The organism is Mycobacterium triplex (assembly GCF_000689255.1).
Classification (GTDB): domain Bacteria; phylum Actinomycetota; class Actinomycetes; order Mycobacteriales; family Mycobacteriaceae; genus Mycobacterium; species Mycobacterium triplex.
This window is the reverse complement of sequence record NZ_HG964446.1, coordinates 3836526-3852898: the sequence shown is the minus strand read 5'-3', so window position 1 is coordinate 3852898 and position 16373 is coordinate 3836526. Positions and strand designations below refer to the sequence as shown.

Below are 16373 nucleotides of genomic sequence, written 5' to 3'. Positions count from 1 at the left end.
AAGAGATTCTTGAGGTTATATTAAGATTCGTGTCGCGAACGTGACGTCGGGCAACCACACCGGGTGCTGGCCGTCACGCGGCGTCAACGAGGATTTGCTGGTGCCCGATCGTCATCGGGGTTATTCTATCGCCGTTGAAAAACATTCAATGACCATTGAAATAACTCGCCCGTCCTCGGAAAGGGCCGACGACATGGACTTCGCGTTGCTACCTCCGGAGGTCAATTCCGGGCAGATGTATGCCGGCCCCGGGTCGGGGCCGATGCTGGCGGCCGCGGCGGGTTGGGACGCATTAGCGGCCCAGCTGGAAGCCACCGCCAGCGGCTACGCAGCCGAGCTGGCCGGACTGACCGGCCACGCGTGGTCCGGCCCCTCGGCGCTGCTGATGATGAGCGCGGCCACGCCCTATGTGGGGTGGCTGTCGGCCACCGGGGCCGCGGCGGTGCAGACCGCCGTCCAGGCCCACGCGGCGGCGGCGGCCTACGACACGGCGTTTGCGATGACGGTGCCACCGCCGGTGATCGCGGCCAACCGGGCGATGTTGATGGCGTTGATCGCGACCAATTTCTTCGGGCAGAACACCCCGGCGATCGCGGCCACCGAAGCCCAGTACGCACAGATGTGGGCCCAGGACGCCACCGCCATGTACGGCTATGCGGCAGCGGCCGAAACCGCCAGCACCCTGCAAGCATTCGACGAGCCACCGCAGACCACCAACTCGACAGCGCAGGGCGCCCAGGCCCAGACGGTGGCGCAGGCGACCGGTAACGCCACCCAGCAACTGGCCACGAGCAATGCCACAATGCATGCCCTCGGCTCCAGCACGGTCGATTCGGTCGGGCCGGTTGCTCCGGGCCAAACCGTGATGGTCGCGCCGGGCGGCACTATCAACATCGGCACCGACACCGGCATGTTGCTCAACAACGGCGAGATCACGGTCATGGGCGCCGGCACCAACCTCATCACCTACGGCTCCGTGATCGTCAACCCCGGCAGCACAGTTCAGACGATTATCGACTGCACCGAGGGCGGTGTGGTGATTCCCGCCGGCACGAATGTCACTGCCGGATCAACCCCCGTCATCCTCACTCCCGGACCGTTCTCGGAGGTTCTGGTCACCCTGGTCGACGGCTCCGCCACCCTCCCCGGTGTCGGGTTGGGGCAGGTCGCCGTCCAGACCTTTGCAAACACCGCCACCGTCATCGTCGGCCCCGCGGGTGCGTCCATCACCAACGCGTTCGGTTCGATCAGCATCGCCTCCGTCGCCCCCATCCTGCCCAGCTCGTCGAGCGCGGTGGCGGCCCCGTTAGGCGGGCTGGCCGCGCCGGGCCTGGCGGGTACCGCGGGAATTCAGCCTCAGTTCGATGCAAATGGCTTGGCGCAGTGGGCGTTAGCCGTTGTGGATGCCGGTTGGGGGTAGCCGCATCGCGTTGGTAGGCGATACGGCCGACAAACAGAGGCGCCGCCTACCGGGCTGCGCCAGGGCACCCGATAGGCGGCGCGTAATTCACCAAGTGCGGCCTGGGCATTCGGCCGCGACGCGGCTTACCCCGCCGCGACACCCAGGGGTGGTTCGACGCTGGCCGCGGTGGGAACGCACCCGGTCGCGGCTACGGCGGTGAAGGCGAGGATCGCCGCGACGGCGACCTTCGTGGCTAGACGTGACATGACGACTCCGTTCTTCTGGCCCCCTGCCAGTACTGTAGCCGCAGCGGAGCCGTATTTCAATTACTATTGAAATATGGATAGTTTGCGGGCATGGTGCTCGTTGAACGGGTTTCGGGTGCGCTGGCCGGTCGAGAACTCGGCCGCGCAACGCGTCTGGCGAATGTGAGCGAGAGGGGTAGTCACTTGACGTCTAAGGTTCCGCCGACCAAGGTCGTACGCGCGGTTGAACTGGCCCGCCAGCACCTGGCGCGGCTGCGCCAACGCTTCGCTCCGCCTCCGGCGGTGATGCTGGAATTGATCCTGAATGCCTGGGTCGCACAGGCGATCACGACCGCGGCGGATCTCGGCGTGGCGGATGCCCTGGCCGCCGGCCCGCTGTCCGGCGAGCAGCTGGCAGACCGGGTCGGTGCCGACGCCGACGCGCTGCGGCGACTGCTGCGCGCGTTGATCGGTATCGGGATCTTCCGCCGGCGCGGCGACGGGCGGTACGCGCTGACCCCGCTCGCGGCGGCGCTGCGCACCGACGCGCCGGTTTCCATGGCCGGGATGGCGCGGTGGGTCGGGTCGCCTCAGCATCGCGAGCACTGGAGCCACTTGACCGACGCGGTCCGGACCGGCAACCCGGTGCTCCCGGAACTGCGCGGCAAACCGGCCTTCGAGTACCTGATCGACGAGGCCGAGCTGGGTGCGATCTTCAACTCCGCCATGACCAACATCTCCGAATTCGCGACCGTGCCGTTGACGGCGGCCTGCGACTTCAGTGCGTTCGGCACGATCGTCGACGTCGGAGGCGGACATGGTCGGCTGTTGGCGGCGATCCTGCAGACGGCGCCGAATTCGCGCGGTGTCCTGTTCGACCTTCCGGAGGTGGTGGCGGACGCCGGCGAGTTGTTTCGCAAGCACGGTGTCGACGATCGCGTCCGGATCGAAGAGGGCTCGTTCTTCGAGTCCGCCCCGGCGGGTGGCGACGCGTATGTGCTCAAGAACATCATCCACGACTGGCCCGAGCAAGACGCGATCCGCATCTTGGCGAACGTCCGGGCCGCGGCCCGCACGGGCGCGCGAATTTTGCTCTGCGAGTTCGTCATTCCCGACCACGACCGCGACTTCCACGGCAAGTGGGTGGACCTCGAGATGCTGGTCGTCGCGGGCGCGCGCGAACGCACCGTGGACGAGTACGGCGAGCTGTTCGACCGAGCCGGTTTCCGGCTGAACCGGGTCGTCGACACCGTGTCGCCGCTGTCCATCATCGAGGCGACCGCGGTGTAGGCGAAAGTTATTGCGGCGCCACGTCCAACCCCAGCTCGTCGGCGGGGGCAGTCAGAAACCGGTGCACCGCGGGCCCGACGAACCTGACCACTTCGTCGACCGTGAGCGACGACAGTGGCGGCACCCGCATGATGTACCGCAGCATCGCGATGCCGACCAGGTTGGTCGCGGCCAGCATCGCGCGCAGCCGCGCTTCCTCGCCACCGCCCAGAACGCTGGACACCGCCGCGAGCAGGTAGTCGTGCACGAAACCGCGAAACGCGTCCTTGGCATCGCTGTTCGACGTCGCCGACGCCACCATCGAGGCCATGCTCGCGGCCGTGTCGGGATGCTCCCAGATGCCGAGGTAGGCCCGCACGATGCGGCAGCCCAAGTCGTCGTCCTTCTCGGCGAGCGCGGTTGTCAGCAACTCCGACGGCAGCACCAACTTCATCGATTCGCGAAACAATGCCGCCTTCGAGCCGAAGAGATAGAGGATCATCGACGGATCTACTCGCGCGTCGTCGGCGATCGCCCGCAGCGGCGTCTTGTCATAACCGTGCACGGCGAACTGCCGCTTCGCCGCGCGCAGGACCACGTCGCGTGAGACCGGCTCGCCTTGGCGTCTGCCGCGCCGCTTTGTCGTCTTCCCAGGTGACGGCACCTGCGAACGATATCATTTCAACCTGTATTGAAAAGGTAATCGGCAGCTCGTTTCGGCTTGCCGGCCGTCACAGCAGGCCGTTGAGGTTGCTGCCGATCGTCCAGCCGGCCGTCGCGGCCAGGCCGGTCAGCGCCAGCACCAGCGCCACCCAGATCAGCACCATCCGGCGGTTTTGCTGACGGGCGAGGGCGAATTCACTGATCGCGATGCCGGCGAATTCGCCTGCGACGGGCTGGTATTCGGCTTCGCTTTGGCTCCCGGGTTCGGGTTCCGGCCAGTCGCCGGGTCCGCGGGTCAGCTGGCGGGTGGGCTGGCGCACCGCAGCCGGCGGGGGCGGCGCCGCGGGCCGCTGCTGCGTCATCCGGCTGTGGTGCAGTGCCGCCGAGCGGTGCTGGGCGGAGTTGCGTGGCGCCGGCACCCGGAAGTCGGGCAGATCCAGCTCCTCGGCGATCGCCTCGACGTCGGCGAGCATCTCGATGGCGTCGGCGTACCGCTGCGCGGGATCGCGCGCGGTCGCACACGCCACGAGGTCGTCGAATTGGGTTGGCACACCTGCGATCACGCTGCCGGGACGCGGCACATCGTGGTCGAGTCGCTGGTAGGCGACCGACAGCGGGGAGTCGCCGGTGAAGGGCGCGCGGCCGGTCAGCAGTTCGTAGGTGAGGATCCCGGCGGAGTAGACATCGCTGCGCGGGCCGGCATTGCCGTCGCGCACCTGCTCGGGCGACAGATAGGCCGCGGTGCCCAAAATGACACTGGTAGAGGTGATTCCGGCGGCCGCGACCGCACGCACCAACCCGAAATCGGCGATTTTGACGTCGCCGTCATCCGAGATCAGCACGTTCTCGGGTTTGACGTCGCGATGCACCAGCCCGGCGCGGTGTGCGGCGGCCAGCCCACCCAGCACGGGGCGCAGCACCGCCACCACGGCATGCGGCGGCATCGGGCCGCGTTCGGCCAACAGCTCGCGCAGCGTGCCGCCCTCGATGAGCTCCATCACCAAGAACGGGTGCCGCGCGTCCAGTCCCTGGTCGTAGACCGCGACCAGCCCCGGATTCTTCAGCCGGGCGACCGTGCGGGCCTCCAGCTGGAAGCGAGTCAGGAACTCGCTGTCACCGGCGTAGCGCGAATCCATCACCTTCAGCGCGACCGGGCGGTCGAGCCGGACATCGAGGCCGCGGTACACCGTCGAGGTCCCGCCGCTGGCGATCTTGCCCTGGACCAGGTAGCGACCGTCCAGCAACGTGCTGTCCAACGGGTCGCCCGTGCCGGGTCTGCTCACGGGGGCCATCGTAGGTGCGGGTCGGCGATCGGCGGGCGGAACATCGGGTCAAGGCGCCTCCGCGCCGGCTACCACGGCCTACACTGTCGCCGTGGGCAGTATTCCGGCCGGCGACGATGTTCTGGATCCCGACGAGCCAACCTACGACCTGCCCCGGGTCGCCGAATTGCTCGGCGTGCCGGTGAGCAAGGTGCAGCAGCAGCTGCGAGAAGGTCACCTGCTTGCGATCCGCCGCGCCGGGGGTGTGGTGATCCCGCAGGTCTTCTTCACCACGAGCGGGGAAGTCGTCAAGAGCCTGCCGGGATTGCTGACCATCCTGCACGACGGCGGCTATCACGAGACCGAGATCGCGCGCTGGCTGTTCACCCCCGACTCGTCGTTGACGGTGACGCGCGACGGCAGCCGCGACGCGCTGAACAACGCCCGTCCCGTCGACGCGCTGCACGCCCACCAGGCCCGCGAGGTGGTGCGCCGGGCCCAGGCCATGGCGTATTAAGCGGCGAGAGGTTCTTCGGCCTGCTCGGCGGGTGCTTCCGGGGCCCGGTACAGCGCCCGCCAGGCGATCAGCGCGGCCAGGGTCGCCATCGAAAAGTGCACCCAGGAATACATCCCGTGGGACCCGTCGGGCTTGAAGATCACCATGGCCCAGGTCGAAAGCCCGCCGATGACGGCGATCGCCCGTCGGGACTGGGCCAGCGGGGAAGCCACCGCCAGCGGCCAGGAGTAGTACCAGGGCAGCGCGGCCGGCACGAACAGCACCACGATCAGCATCGACCACGCCATACCGGTCAGCGCGCCCCGGTCGTCGCGGCGGTACCGCCACCACAGCAGCGGCAGCGACACCGCGATGATCACGATGCCGATGTAGCGGGTGATCCGCAGCGTGGCATAGAAGTTGACCGGGACGAACCCGTTGACGAGAAAGTGGATCACGTTGGCCGCCGCGGTCGGTACGGTCAGCCAGTTGATGATCTTCACCGATCCGGCCAGCGCGGTGAGCCATCCCAGGCCGACGCCGGCGACCACGGACAAGATGCCGAACACCGCCACGAAGATCAGCAGGCCCATCGCGGTGGCCGCCGCGAACGCCCGCAACGGCCGATATCCGCGTTGATCGCGCAGATGCCGCATCCACACCCAGACCAGAAACGGCAACGACAGCGCGGCGGTCGCCTTGACCGCGACCGCGATCGTGACCAGGGTGATGCCCAGGGCGTGGCGGCGTGCGAAGGTCAGCGCGATGCCGGCGGTCATCAAACCCACCATCAGCATCTCGTTGTGCACACCGCCCATCAGGTGGATCAGCACCAGCGGGTTGAGCACACAGATCCACAACGCGGTCGCGCCGCTGGTTCCGATGTGGTGAGCGAGTCGGGGAGCGGCCCAGATCAATAGCGCCAGCCCCGGCAGCATGCACAAGCGCAGCAGCATGGTTCCAGCGATCACGTGATTGCCGACCACCACCGTGACGAGCTTGGCAATGAGGATGAACACCGGACCGTACGGCGCGGTGGTGATCGTCCAAATGGGGCTTACGTTGTCCAGCAACACATTCGGGTTCGCCACCGGGCCCACCGCGTACGGGTCGAAGCCGTCGCGAAGCAGCGCCCCCTGGGCCAGATAGGAATAGGTGTCGCGGCTGAAAACCGGCACCGAGAGCAGCAGCGGCGCCAACCAGAAGCCGGTGGTGGCGCGCATCATGAATTCGGTGGTCTCGCCGGCTATGACGCGGCGGCCCAGCGCCAGCCAGGCGATCAGCATCAGCGCCACGCCCGTCCACAACAGAATCGACGAGAGCACCAGCCCGTGGCCAAATCGCAGCCAGGACATGTGGATCGACTCCAGCACCGGGTCGTGTGGCTTGGTGCTTCCCGCCCCCAGGCCGCCGGCGGTGATCAGCACCGAACCCAAAAAGCCCAGCTTCGCGGGGCGGGCCTGCGGCGCGGCGGCAAACGCCTTCAGCTCCGAAAGTCGATCCGCGACAGGCTTTTTCGTGGGCGTTTCGCCGGTGTCGATCGGCATGGTCATCGACTCAGGCGGACCGGTCGGTGGCCAATCTGGCCAATTCGGACAGCCCGGCCTTGGCCGGGGTGCTGATGGGCGCGGCCGCGAGTGCGGCCAGCGCCCGTTCGGTCAAGGTGGCGATGCGCTGCTCGGCCGCGGCCAGGGCTCCCACCGACTCGATGACCTCGCGTAGCTCGGCCACTTGCGCGGCGGTCAACGGCGCTCCGATGGAGTCCCGTAAGAGTTTGGCCGCCAAGGGATTTGACTTGCCGGCTAATTCCAGTGCCTCGGCCAGCAGCACGGTGCGCTTGCCCGAGCGCAAATCGTCACCGGACGGCTTGCCCGTCACGGCGGGATCCCCGAACACGCCCAGCACGTCGTCCCGTAGTTGGAACGCCACCCCGAGGTCGGTCCCGAACTGGGCAAAGGCGGCCTGCACCTCCGGGCGGTCGACGGCCGCGGCCGCCCCGAGCTGCAGTGGCCGTGTCACCGTGTAGCAGGCGGTCTTGAACGTGTCGACGTTCATCGCCGACGCGATCGACTCGTCGGCGCCGGCCTCGGCGACGATGTCGAGGTATTGGCCGCCCAGCACCTCGGTGCGGATGTCGGCCCAGACGCGCCGGACTCGCCGCTGCGCATCCCGGGGCAGGTCCGCGCCGAACACGATGTCGTCGGCCCACGCCAGGGCCAGGTCGCCCAGCAGGATGGCCGCCGACATCCCGAACCGATCCGCGGGGCCGCGCCACTTCCGGTCGCGGTGCAGGGCGGCGAAACGGACGTGCACGGTCGGCTTGCCGCGGCGGGTGGAAGAGTCGTCGATGACGTCGTCATGCACCAGCGCGCAGGCTTGCAGCAGCTCGAGCGCGGAAAACAGCAGTAGCGCCTGCGCGTCGGGCTCGGCGTCGGCGACAGCGCGCCATCCCCAGTAGGCGAATGCGGGCCGCAGCCGTTTGCCGCCGGTGAGCACAAAGTCTTCGAGGGCCGAGATCAGCGTAGGGTAGTCGCCGCCGATGTACGCGGTCTCGCCGCGCCGCTCGTGCAGGTACCGGCGAAGCTGCTCGGCGATCGCGCCGGTCAACTCGACGGTTGCCGCTGCTGCTGGGGTTTTGAGGCTCAGCGCGGCGCCCCTTTCTGCTCTGGCATGCCTCGGTGTTCTCTGGGCCCGACCAGTGTATTCGCCGCGACCGCGGTGGCATCCCCGTGACCGCCCGTCCCCGCCAAGGCGGGCGGTAACCCCGCGCCCCTATGCTGGCGAGGTGCCATTCGTCCGAGGGAGAGGAACCGCGTGACTCTCAACACCGTCGCGCTCGAGCTGGTGCCGCCGAACGTGGACGGGGGCCGGGAGCGGGCGCTGGACGAGGCGCGCAAGGTTTTGCAGTTCTCCGCGGAGTCCGGCCTCGACGGTCGCATCCGTCACGTGATGATTCCCGGCATCATCGCCGAGGACGACGACCGTCCCGTCCCGATGAAGCCCAAATTCGACGTGCTGGACTTCTGGTCCGTCATAAAGCCCGAACTGCCGGGCATCGCCGGCTTGTGCACGCAGGTCACCGCGTTCTCCGACGAGCCGACGCTGCGGGGGCGGCTCACCGAGCTCACCGATGCCGGCATGGAGGGCGTCGTGTTCGTCGGCGTCCCGCGCACCATGAACGACGGCGAGGGCTCCGGCGTCGCGCCGACCGACGCCCTGTCGATCTATCGCGACCTGGTGGTCAACCGCGGCGTGATCCTGATTCCCACCCGCGAGGGGGAACACGGTCGTTTCAACTTCAAATGCGACCAGGGCGCCACCTACGGCATGACCCAGTTGCTGTACTCCGACGCGATCGTGGGCTTTTTGACCGACTTCGCCAAGACCACCGATCACCGGCCCGAGATCCTGCTGTCGTTCGGCTTCGTCCCCCAGATGGAGAACAAGACCGGCCTGATCAACTGGCTCATTCAGGACCCGGGCAACGCCGCGGTGGCCGCCGAGCAGGAATTCGTCAAGCAGCTCGCCGGGTGCGAACCGCCCCGGAAGCGCCAGCTGATGCTGGACATGTACAAGCGGGTGGTGGACGGCGTCGGCGGGCTGGGCTTCCCGCTGAGCATCCACCTGGAGGCGACCTACGGGCTGTCCGGCCCGGCGTTTGCGACCTTCGCCGAGATGATCGAGTACTGGTCGCCCGCCCAGCGCGTCTAGCCGGACGGCGGTTGATTGCCCGGCGTGGTGAACCGCTCCGAGCGGTCCCGGCTCATCCAGGCCAGTAGCGCGACCACGCCCGCCGCCGCGAACGACGCGATGCCCAGCCACACCCCCGCGCCGGTGAAGGAGCGGGTGTTGGGATCGGTGTAGCGCGCCTGGGCCGTCATCGTGCTCACCACACCCGGCTTGAGCTTCCACGACACCGCATCCGGATCGACCCGGTCACCGTTGGTCGACGTCACGACGCCGGGAAAGGCGACGGTCAGCTCGACGTCGGCGTCCGGATCGGTCAGCGACGTCAGATCCGCGCGGCCTTCCAGGATCACCACGTTGCCGTTGCGGCGTAGCGACACATTCACGCCGGCAGCGTCGGAGTTCATGTTGGCCAGCTGCGGCAGTTCGCCGAACGTCAAGTCCGAGAACACCGCCTGCGACCCGACGTAGCCGTCGCTGTCGTAGTTCGACACCGCCACCTTCTGGTTGAACGGCAAGTTGTTGGTGTCGAGCTGCGGGCCGGTGTCCTTGGGGGTCTTCGGCTTGGCCGCCGCGATGATCTCCCCGGACACCAGGTCGTCGGGCGAGACGGTCAGCGAGGCTCTGGCTCGCAGGCATCCGGTCGCCAGGGGCACCAGCAGCATCAGCATGGCGATGGCTAGCACGCGAGTGGTTGCTCGGGTTCGACGTGGGGGAGAGCTGGCGCGCACCAGGTCATCGTGCCAGATCTGGTGCTGCTAGAGCGGCAGCGGGCGACCCAGGATCGCGAACGCCCGTGGGTCACCGGCGAAGTGGTAGCGGCGGATGATGTCGTTGAAGCCCAGCCGCCGGTACAACCGCCAGGCGCGATTGGCCTCGCCGTTGGTTTCCGGCGTCGAGAGCATGACGTTGCGCTCGCAGCGCCCGGCGAGCAGCCGGCGGGCCAATGCCTCGCCGATGCCGCGGCCCTGGGCGCGCGGATGAATGTGCAGTTCGGTCAGCTCGAAATAGCTGTTCATCAGCCGCGCGATCTCCTGAGCCGGCAGGCCGCCGCGTTGCATCCCCAACACCACCTGTTGCTGCCACCACTGCCCGGGCGCCCCCGGGTAGCCGTAGGCCACCCCGAGCAACGGCGCGTCGCTCAGTTCCGACGCCGACGGCACCTCGCCGCCCTCGGCCACGTCCGTCTCGACCGCTGCGGCCGCCTGCCACCCACGGCGGCGGATGTGCTCGAGCCACATGGCGGCCCGCTGGTTCTCGGTACCCCGCGGGTACCGCATCGCGTCGATGTAGACCGCGAGGGCGTCACCGAGGCGGCGCTCCATATCTTTCGGCGGCAGATCGATGAGGAATATCGCCAACTCGCGGTGTCCTCCTCGTCACAGTGATCCGGCGTCGTGCGCTTGTCGGCATCGGCGGCGCAGCGGGCCCGGGCCCGTATCGCCATTATCGGGTCCGGGGCCGATCGGCTGACGGGCGGTGGTGGCAACCAGCCGACGACCGCGAGGGTTTCGGCAAGGGTGTTGTAACGCATCGCCGTTGCGGCCCGATGATCGTCGGGAAGCAACGGAGATAGAATCGCGGACGAACCAGTGGTACGGGTCAGATTGACCTCGTATCATTTGACTTAGTTGCCCATACAATGGGCATCCGCGTGCTATCGATAGTTACGTGTCAGACTGTCGGCAAGGAGGGACGAATGCCACTCTCCGATCATGAGCAGCGGATGCTCGATCAGATCGAGAGCGCTCTCTACGCCGAGGATCCCAAGTTCGCGTCGAGCGTACGTGGCGGGGGGTTCCGCGCACCCACCGCGCGGCGCCGTCTGCAGGGTGCGGCTCTCTTCGTTATCGGTCTGGCGATGCTGGTTTCCGGCGTGGCCTTCAAGGCCACGATGATTGGCAGCTTCCCGATTCTCAGCGTCGTTGGCTTCGTTGTGATGTTCGGTGGTGTGGTGTTCGCCATCACCGGTCCGCGGATGTCCGGGCGCTCCAACCAATCCGGGCCCGCGCAGGGTTCGCGGCAACGCCGCAACAAGGGGGGCGGGGGCTCCTTCACCAGCCGCATGGAAGATCGCTTCCGCCGCCGCTTCGACGAGTAATCAACCGCAAACCTTAAGGGGCAGCCGGACCGGCTGCCCCTTGTTTTTGTGTCCGGAGCCCGATTCGACTCCGAATCGATGCCAATCCGCGCCCCACTCCGCCCCACCGCGGCGCCCCACTTCGCCCCACCGGCCGACTTTGGGCCCTGAAATGCGGTTTCCCAACGGCGCGCCGAGGCTCCGAAACGACGGTCGGCGGCCGCGGGCCGGCGTGACGTGGCAAATGATCGGCGAAACACCCCGCCGACACCCCGTTTATGGGGCAAAGTGGGGGACTGTGGGGTATGGTGGCTGAAGTGTTCGGGCGCGGCGAGAGCCGGTCTCCGCAGGAGGTGAGCAGGTGTTTCTCGGCACCTACACGCCCAAACTCGACGACAAAGGGCGACTGACGTTGCCCGCCAAGTTCCGCGACGCGCTGGCAGGGGGGTTGATGGTCACCAAGAGCCAAGATCACAGCCTCGCCGTCTACCCGCGGGCGGAATTCGAGCAGCTCGCCCGCCGGGCCAGCAAGACGTCTCGAAGCAACCCGGAAGCCAGGGCGTTCCTGCGCAATCTGGCCGCCGGCACCGATGAGCAGCACCCCGATGCCCAGGGCCGCATCACCTTGTCGTCCGACCACCGCCGCTACGCGAACCTATCCAAGGAATGCGTGGTGATCGGTGCGGTCGACTACCTCGAGATCTGGGATGCCCAGGCCTGGCAGGACTACCAGCAAACGCACGAAGAGAACTTCTCCGCGGCCAGCGATGAAGCACTCGGCGACATCATCTGAGGCGCATGCCCGTGCATCGTGGCCTCTGCCCGAACCGACCCTGGCGTACTTCCCCAACGCCAGGTTCGTAGCGTCGGACAGGGACCTCGGTGCCTGGGCCCCAGCCTTGGCGGCCCGGCAGGGCCGGAGGAGTGCGCAGGCAGCTCGCCCGACCCCCGGAGGTGTTGCGGTGGCCGACAAGGACTTCGGGCACGTGCCCGTGCTGCTTGCGCGCAGCGTCGAACTGCTCACCCCGGCATTGACCCGTCAGCACGCCGACGGTTCCGGCGCGGTGCTCGTCGATGCCACTCTCGGTGCGGGCGGGCACGCCCAACGATTCCTGACCGAACTTCCGGGCCTGCGATTGATCGGGCTCGACCGCGATCCCAGCGCCCTGGACATCGCCGGCGATCGGCTGGCGCCCTTCGCCGACCGAATCACACTGGTGCACACGCGGTATGACGGCATCGACGCGGCCCTGGCCGAATGCGGTTATGCCGCACAGGAATCGATCGACGGGGTGCTGTTCGATCTGGGCGTGTCGTCCATGCAACTCGACCGGGCCGAGCGCGGATTTGCCTACGCCCAGGACGCGCCGCTGGACATGCGGATGGATCCGTCGTCCCCGCTGACCGCGGCCGACATCGTCAACACCTACGACGAGGCCGAACTGGCGGACATCCTGCACCGTTACGGCGAGGAGCGGTTCGCGCGCCGGATCGCCACGCACATCGTCCGCCGGCGCGCCCGCACCCCGTTGCGCTCGACCGCCGAGCTGGTTGAGCTTCTGTACCAGGCGATTCCGGCCGCGGCCCGGCGCACCGGCGGGCATCCGGCCAAGCGCACCTTCCAGGCGCTGCGGATCGCGGTCAACGACGAGCTGGACACGCTGCGCCGGGCCATCCCGGCCGCGTTGGATGCGCTCACCGTCGGCGGACGCATCGTGGTGATGGCCTACCAGTCGCTGGAAGACCGGATTGTCAAACGCGAGTTCGCCGACGCGGTCGCTTCGGGCACGCCGGTGGATCTCCCGTTCGAGCTGCCCGGCCGCGGCCCGCGATTCCGGTCGCTGACCCGCGGGGCCGAGCGCGCCGACGCCGACGAAATCGAACGTAACCCTCGTAGCACCGCCGTGCGACTACGGGCCTTGCAACGGCTGGACGTCGAGGGACAACCACACCCGCCGGTGACCGAGAAGGGCGACTCATGAAAGCGAAAGCCAAGCGCGAGGCGCCGAAACGCCGCACCGACCGGCGCGGTGGGCGTGACGTTGCTGCCCGCAAGGCCAGGCGCAACGCGGCGGACTCGACGACGCGGCGCACCCGGCCGGCGCGGGGTACGGCGACCGGTCGCGAGGCGCGCTCGTCCACATCCGGCCCGCAAACCAGCCCCAATGCGCGGCCCGTCGAGCGCAAAGCACGTCCCAAGAGCAGCGGCCAGGCCAAGGCCCGCGCCAAGGCGCGGAAAGCCAAAGCGCCCAAGGTTATTCGGCCTCGGCTTAGTGAGCGGATTGCTATCCGGCTGGCGTCGATCGACCTGCGTCCGCAGACGTTGCTGGCCAAGGTTCCGTTCGTCGTGCTGATCATCGGCGCGCTCGGTCTCGGCCTGGCGCTCACGCTGTGGCTGTCCACCGATTCCGCGGAGCGGTCCTACCAGTTGAGTCACGCGCGCGAGAAGACCCGGATGCTGCAGCAGCAGAAGGAGGCGCTGGAACGCGATGTGCGCGAGGCGGAGGCCGCGCCGGCGCTGGCCGAAGCGGCCCGCAAGCAGGGCATGATCCCGACCCGCGACACCGCTCACCTGGTCCAGGATCCGTCCGGTAGCTGGGTGGTGGTCGGCACGCCCAAGCCCGCAGACGGCGTTCCGCCGCCACCGCTGAACACCAAGCTGCCCGAGGAAGGCCCGCCGGCACCGCCGAAGCCGGCGGTGCTGCCGCCGGAAGTCCCGGTCCGCGTGCAACCGAATCCGGGTGCTGCCCTGGTGCCGGGCCGCGCCGGTGGACCCGAGGCGCTGCTGCGCGCTCCGGATGGCTCGACGACCGTGGGTGGTCAGCATCTGCCGCCGGCCGCGCCCGGCGCGCCGGGCAGCCCAGGTGGCCGGGTTGGCGGGCAATTCCCGGGTATGCTGCCGACGCCGGGGTTGCCGGCGCCAGGACTGCCGACCCAAGGACTTCCCACGCAAGTACTTCCGACGCAAGGACTTCCGGCACAGGCGCTGCCGGCCCAAGGGCTGCCGACGCCGGGTCTGCCGATGCCCGGGCTGCCCGCACCGGCGGGCGCGGCGGCCGCTCCGGTGCCCGCCGAAGTGCCGATTCCGGTTGGCGGACTGCCCCTTTCGGTGCCGGCGCCCGCGCCGTTGCCGGCGGAAGTGCCGGTCCCGGTACAACGGGTGCCGCAGGCCGCCGTCCCGGCGTTGCCCGGGCCGCAGGCCATTCCGAATCACGGCGCGCAGATCGCGCCGCCCGGTGCCTTACCAGGGCCCACCCGGTGAGTCGCGGCGAGGACGGCCGGACACGCCGGCCGCGACCGACGCGCGGTCCGCGTAAACCGCGGCAGGCCAAAGACGTTCGGCAACCTAACCGCACTCGGAAGCCGGAAGCAAAGGGATTCCGCAAGGCCAAGAAATCCGGCGAGGCCCCGCTCGGCCATTCGGCCAACGAACGGCGCACCCGCCACGTCGTCGACGCGGGCCTGCGCGGCGGGTCGTTCGTCGTGCGGCATCGCGTCGGCTACGTGGTCATCCTGGTGCTGATGCTGGTGGCCGGCGCGCAGCTGTTCGTCCTGCAGGTCACCAACGCGCCGAAGCTGCGCGCCCAGGCCGCCGGGCAGCTCAAGGTCACCGACGTCTCGAAAGCCATCCGCGGCAGCATCGTCGACCGCAACAACCAGCAGCTGGCCTTCACCATCGAATCGCGCGCCCTGACGTTTCAGCCCAAGCGGATCCGCCAGCAACTGGAAGACGCCAGGAAGAAGAACCCGTCCGCCCCCGATCCCCAACAGCGGCTGCGCGACATCGCCAAAGAGGTTGCGGCGCGGCTGGACAACAAGCCGGACTACGCGACCCTGCTGAAGAAGCTGCAATCGGGCGACAACTTCGTCTACCTGGCGCGTGCCGTCGACCCGGCCGTCGCCAGCGCCATCTCGGACAAGTACCCCGAGGTCGGGTCCGAGCGGCAGGACCTGCGCCAGTATCCGGGCGGATCGTTGGCGGCCAACGTCGTCGGCGGCATCGACTGGGACGGCCACGGCCTGCTCGGCCTCGAGGACAGCATGGACTCGGTGCTGTCGGGCACCGACGGCTCGATCACCTACGACCGCGGGTCCGACGGCGTGGTCATCCCCGGCAGTTACCGCAACCGGCACAAGGCGGTCAACGGTTCGACCGTCCAGCTCACCATCGACAACGACATCCAGTTCTACGTGCAGCAGCAGGTCCAGCAGGCCAAGAATCTGTCGGGGGCACACAATGTTTCGGCCGTCGTGCTGGACGCGAAGACCGGTGAAGTACTGGCCATGGCCAACGACAACACCTTCGACCCGTCCCAGGACATCGGTCGCCAGGGTGACCGGCAGCTGGGCAACCTGCCGGTGTCCTCGCCGTTCGAGCCCGGCTCGGTGAACAAGATCATCACCGCGTCGTCGGTCATCGAATACGGCCTGAGCAACCCCGACGAGGTGCTGCAGGTCCCGGGCTCCATCAACATGGGTGGCGTCAATGTGCACGACGCGTGGGACCACGGCGTGATGCCCTACACCACCACCGGCGTGTTCGGGAAATCCTCGAACGTCGGCACCCTGATGCTGGCGCAACGCGTTGGGCCGGAACGCTTCTACGACATGGTCCGCAAATTCGGGCTGGGACAGCGCACCAACGTCGGACTGCCCGGTGAGAGCGCCGGGCTGGTGCCACCGATCGACCAGTGGTCGGGCAGCACATTCTCCAACCTGCCTATCGGGCAAGGTCTTTCGATGACCTTGCTGCAGATGACGGACATGTACCAGACCATCGCCAACGACGGGGTGCGGATACCGCCGCGAATCATCAAGGCCACCATCGCCCCCGACGGCACCCGCACCGAAGAAGTGCGCCCGGAAGGTGTTCGGGTGGTCTCGGCGCAGACCGCGCAGACCGTGCGGGGCATGCTGCGCGCCGTCGTGCAACACGACCCGATGGGCTACCAGCAGGGCACCGGTCCCGCGGCCGCGGTGCCCGGCTACCAGATGGCCGGCAAGACCGGTACCGCTCAGCAGATCAACCCGGGCTGCGGCTGCTACTTCGACAACGTCTACTGGATCACGTTCGCCGGGATGGCCACCGTGGACAATCCGCGCTACGTGATCGGCATCATGATGGACAACCCGGAACGCAACGCCGACGGTACGCCCGGTCACTCGGCGGCCCCGCTGTTCCACAACATCGCGGGCTGGCTGATGCAGCGGGAGAACGTGCCGCTGTCGCCCGACCCCGGTCCGCCGCTGCTCCTGCAGGCCACGTAGC

16 protein-coding genes are annotated in these 16373 nt (G+C 68.2%); 9 read left to right on the top strand and 7 right to left on the bottom strand.

Annotation, left to right across the window (positions count from 1 at the left end; translation table 11 throughout):
* The first annotated feature begins 193 nt into the window (after positions 1 to 193).
* Entirely contained in the window at positions 194 to 1420 is a 1227-nt protein-coding gene (locus BN973_RS32020) for a PPE family protein (protein WP_051641331.1), read from the top strand.
* 125 nt (positions 1421 to 1545) lie between these two features.
* Here BN973_RS32020 and BN973_RS32015 read toward each other — a convergent pair whose 3' ends face one another.
* Positions 1546 to 1668 (bottom strand): hypothetical protein, encoded by a 123-nt coding sequence (locus BN973_RS32015; RefSeq protein ID WP_269147646.1) that lies wholly within the window; start codon positions 1666 to 1668, stop codon positions 1546 to 1548.
* Positions 1669 to 1851: 183 nt separating this feature from the next.
* On the opposite strand from BN973_RS32015, the gene BN973_RS17875 reads away from it, so the two are divergent.
* Positions 1852 to 2937, top strand: a complete 1086-nt coding sequence (locus tag BN973_RS17875; protein WP_036472634.1) for a methyltransferase — start codon at positions 1852 to 1854, stop codon at positions 2935 to 2937.
* A 7-nt stretch (positions 2938 to 2944) separates the two neighbouring features.
* On the opposite strand, the gene BN973_RS17870 is transcribed toward BN973_RS17875, so the two are convergent.
* A complete protein-coding gene (locus tag BN973_RS17870; protein WP_036469830.1) occupies positions 2945 to 3580 on the bottom strand; it encodes a TetR/AcrR family transcriptional regulator in 636 nt (211 codons plus the stop codon).
* Between the two features lie 67 nt (positions 3581 to 3647).
* Positions 3648 to 4871 carry a protein kinase domain-containing protein gene (locus tag BN973_RS17865; protein ID WP_051641330.1) on the bottom strand — a complete coding sequence of 408 codons (1224 nt, stop codon included), beginning with the start codon at positions 4869 to 4871 and terminating at the stop codon, positions 3648 to 3650.
* 82 nt (positions 4872 to 4953) lie between these two features.
* Between BN973_RS17865 and BN973_RS17860 the strand changes: the two genes are divergently transcribed.
* Entirely contained in the window at positions 4954 to 5358 is a 405-nt protein-coding gene (locus tag BN973_RS17860) for an Rv2175c family DNA-binding protein (protein WP_036469827.1), read from the top strand.
* Here the strand turns inward: BN973_RS17860 and BN973_RS17855 are convergent.
* Together BN973_RS17855 and idsA2 are read right to left on the bottom strand one after the other, a co-directional pair.
* Complete coding sequence (locus BN973_RS17855) at positions 5355 to 6890, bottom strand: alpha-(1->6)-mannopyranosyltransferase A (RefSeq protein ID WP_036469825.1); 1536 nt, start codon at positions 6888 to 6890, stop codon at positions 5355 to 5357. The two genes, BN973_RS17860 and BN973_RS17855, sit on opposite strands and share 4 nt — an antisense overlap.
* Before the next feature lie 4 nt (positions 6891 to 6894).
* Complete coding sequence (gene idsA2, locus BN973_RS17850) at positions 6895 to 7944, bottom strand: bifunctional (2E,6E)-farnesyl/geranyl diphosphate synthase (protein ID WP_036469823.1); 1050 nt, start codon at positions 7942 to 7944, stop codon at positions 6895 to 6897.
* Positions 7945 to 8151: 207 nt separating this feature from the next.
* Between idsA2 and BN973_RS17845 the strand changes: the two genes are divergently transcribed.
* Entirely contained in the window at positions 8152 to 9048 is an 897-nt protein-coding gene (locus tag BN973_RS17845; RefSeq protein WP_036469821.1) for a mycobacterial-type methylenetetrahydrofolate reductase, read from the top strand.
* Here BN973_RS17845 and lppM read toward each other — a convergent pair.
* Positions 9045 to 9695, bottom strand: a complete 651-nt coding sequence (lppM, locus tag BN973_RS17840; RefSeq protein WP_036469819.1) for a lipoprotein LppM — start codon at positions 9693 to 9695, stop codon at positions 9045 to 9047. The two genes, BN973_RS17845 and lppM, sit on opposite strands and share 4 nt — an antisense overlap.
* Before the next feature lie 87 nt (positions 9696 to 9782).
* Positions 9783 to 10385 (bottom strand): GNAT family N-acetyltransferase, encoded by a 603-nt coding sequence (locus BN973_RS17835; protein ID WP_036469818.1) that lies wholly within the window; start codon positions 10383 to 10385, stop codon positions 9783 to 9785.
* A gap of 338 nt (positions 10386 to 10723) precedes the next feature.
* Here BN973_RS17835 and BN973_RS17830 point away from each other — a divergent pair, with 338 nt between their 5' ends.
* From BN973_RS17830 to BN973_RS17810, 5 genes are all read left to right on the top strand, one after another.
* Positions 10724 to 11125, top strand: a complete 402-nt coding sequence (locus BN973_RS17830) for a DUF3040 domain-containing protein (protein ID WP_036469816.1) — start codon at positions 10724 to 10726, stop codon at positions 11123 to 11125.
* A 340-nt stretch (positions 11126 to 11465) separates the two neighbouring features.
* On the top strand, positions 11466 to 11897 hold the full coding sequence (mraZ, locus tag BN973_RS17825) for a division/cell wall cluster transcriptional repressor MraZ (protein WP_036469814.1): 432 nt from the start codon (positions 11466 to 11468) through the stop codon (positions 11895 to 11897).
* Positions 11872 to 13086 (top strand): 16S rRNA (cytosine(1402)-N(4))-methyltransferase RsmH, encoded by a 1215-nt coding sequence (gene rsmH, locus BN973_RS17820; protein ID WP_139830041.1) that lies wholly within the window; start codon positions 11872 to 11874, stop codon positions 13084 to 13086. The genes mraZ and rsmH overlap by 26 nt, the downstream gene beginning before the upstream one ends.
* Positions 13083 to 14366, top strand: coding sequence for a cell division protein FtsL (gene ftsL / locus BN973_RS17815; RefSeq protein WP_036469810.1), 1284 nt, complete (start codon positions 13083 to 13085; stop codon positions 14364 to 14366). The genes rsmH and ftsL overlap by 4 nt, the downstream gene beginning before the upstream one ends.
* Complete coding sequence (locus BN973_RS17810) at positions 14363 to 16372, top strand: peptidoglycan D,D-transpeptidase FtsI family protein (RefSeq protein WP_036469808.1); 2010 nt, start codon at positions 14363 to 14365, stop codon at positions 16370 to 16372. Before ftsL ends, BN973_RS17810 begins: the two co-directional genes overlap by 4 nt.
* Position 16373 lies beyond the last annotated feature (1 nt).

What these genes read in the sequence shown, in the direction of transcription:
- BN973_RS32020 (WP_051641331.1), top strand. Translation starts at nt 194, where the DNA reads ATGGACTTCGCGTTGCTACCTCCGGAGGTCAATTCCGGGCAGATGTAT.
- BN973_RS32015 (WP_269147646.1), bottom strand. Translation starts at nt 1,668, where the DNA reads ATGTCACGTCTAGCCACGAAGGTCGCCGTCGCGGCGATCCTCGCCTTC.
- BN973_RS17865 (WP_051641330.1), bottom strand. Translation starts at nt 4,871, where the DNA reads ATGGCCCCCGTGAGCAGACCCGGCACGGGCGACCCGTTGGACAGCACG.
- BN973_RS17855 (WP_036469825.1), bottom strand. Translation starts at nt 6,890, where the DNA reads ATGACCATGCCGATCGACACCGGCGAAACGCCCACGAAAAAGCCTGTC.
- lppM (WP_036469819.1), bottom strand. Translation starts at nt 9,695, where the DNA reads ATGCTGATGCTGCTGGTGCCCCTGGCGACCGGATGCCTGCGAGCCAGA.
- BN973_RS17830 (WP_036469816.1), top strand. Translation starts at nt 10,724, where the DNA reads ATGCCACTCTCCGATCATGAGCAGCGGATGCTCGATCAGATCGAGAGC.
- rsmH (WP_139830041.1), top strand. Translation starts at nt 11,872, where the DNA reads ATGAAGCACTCGGCGACATCATCTGAGGCGCATGCCCGTGCATCGTGG.
- ftsL (WP_036469810.1), top strand. Translation starts at nt 13,083, where the DNA reads ATGAAAGCGAAAGCCAAGCGCGAGGCGCCGAAACGCCGCACCGACCGG.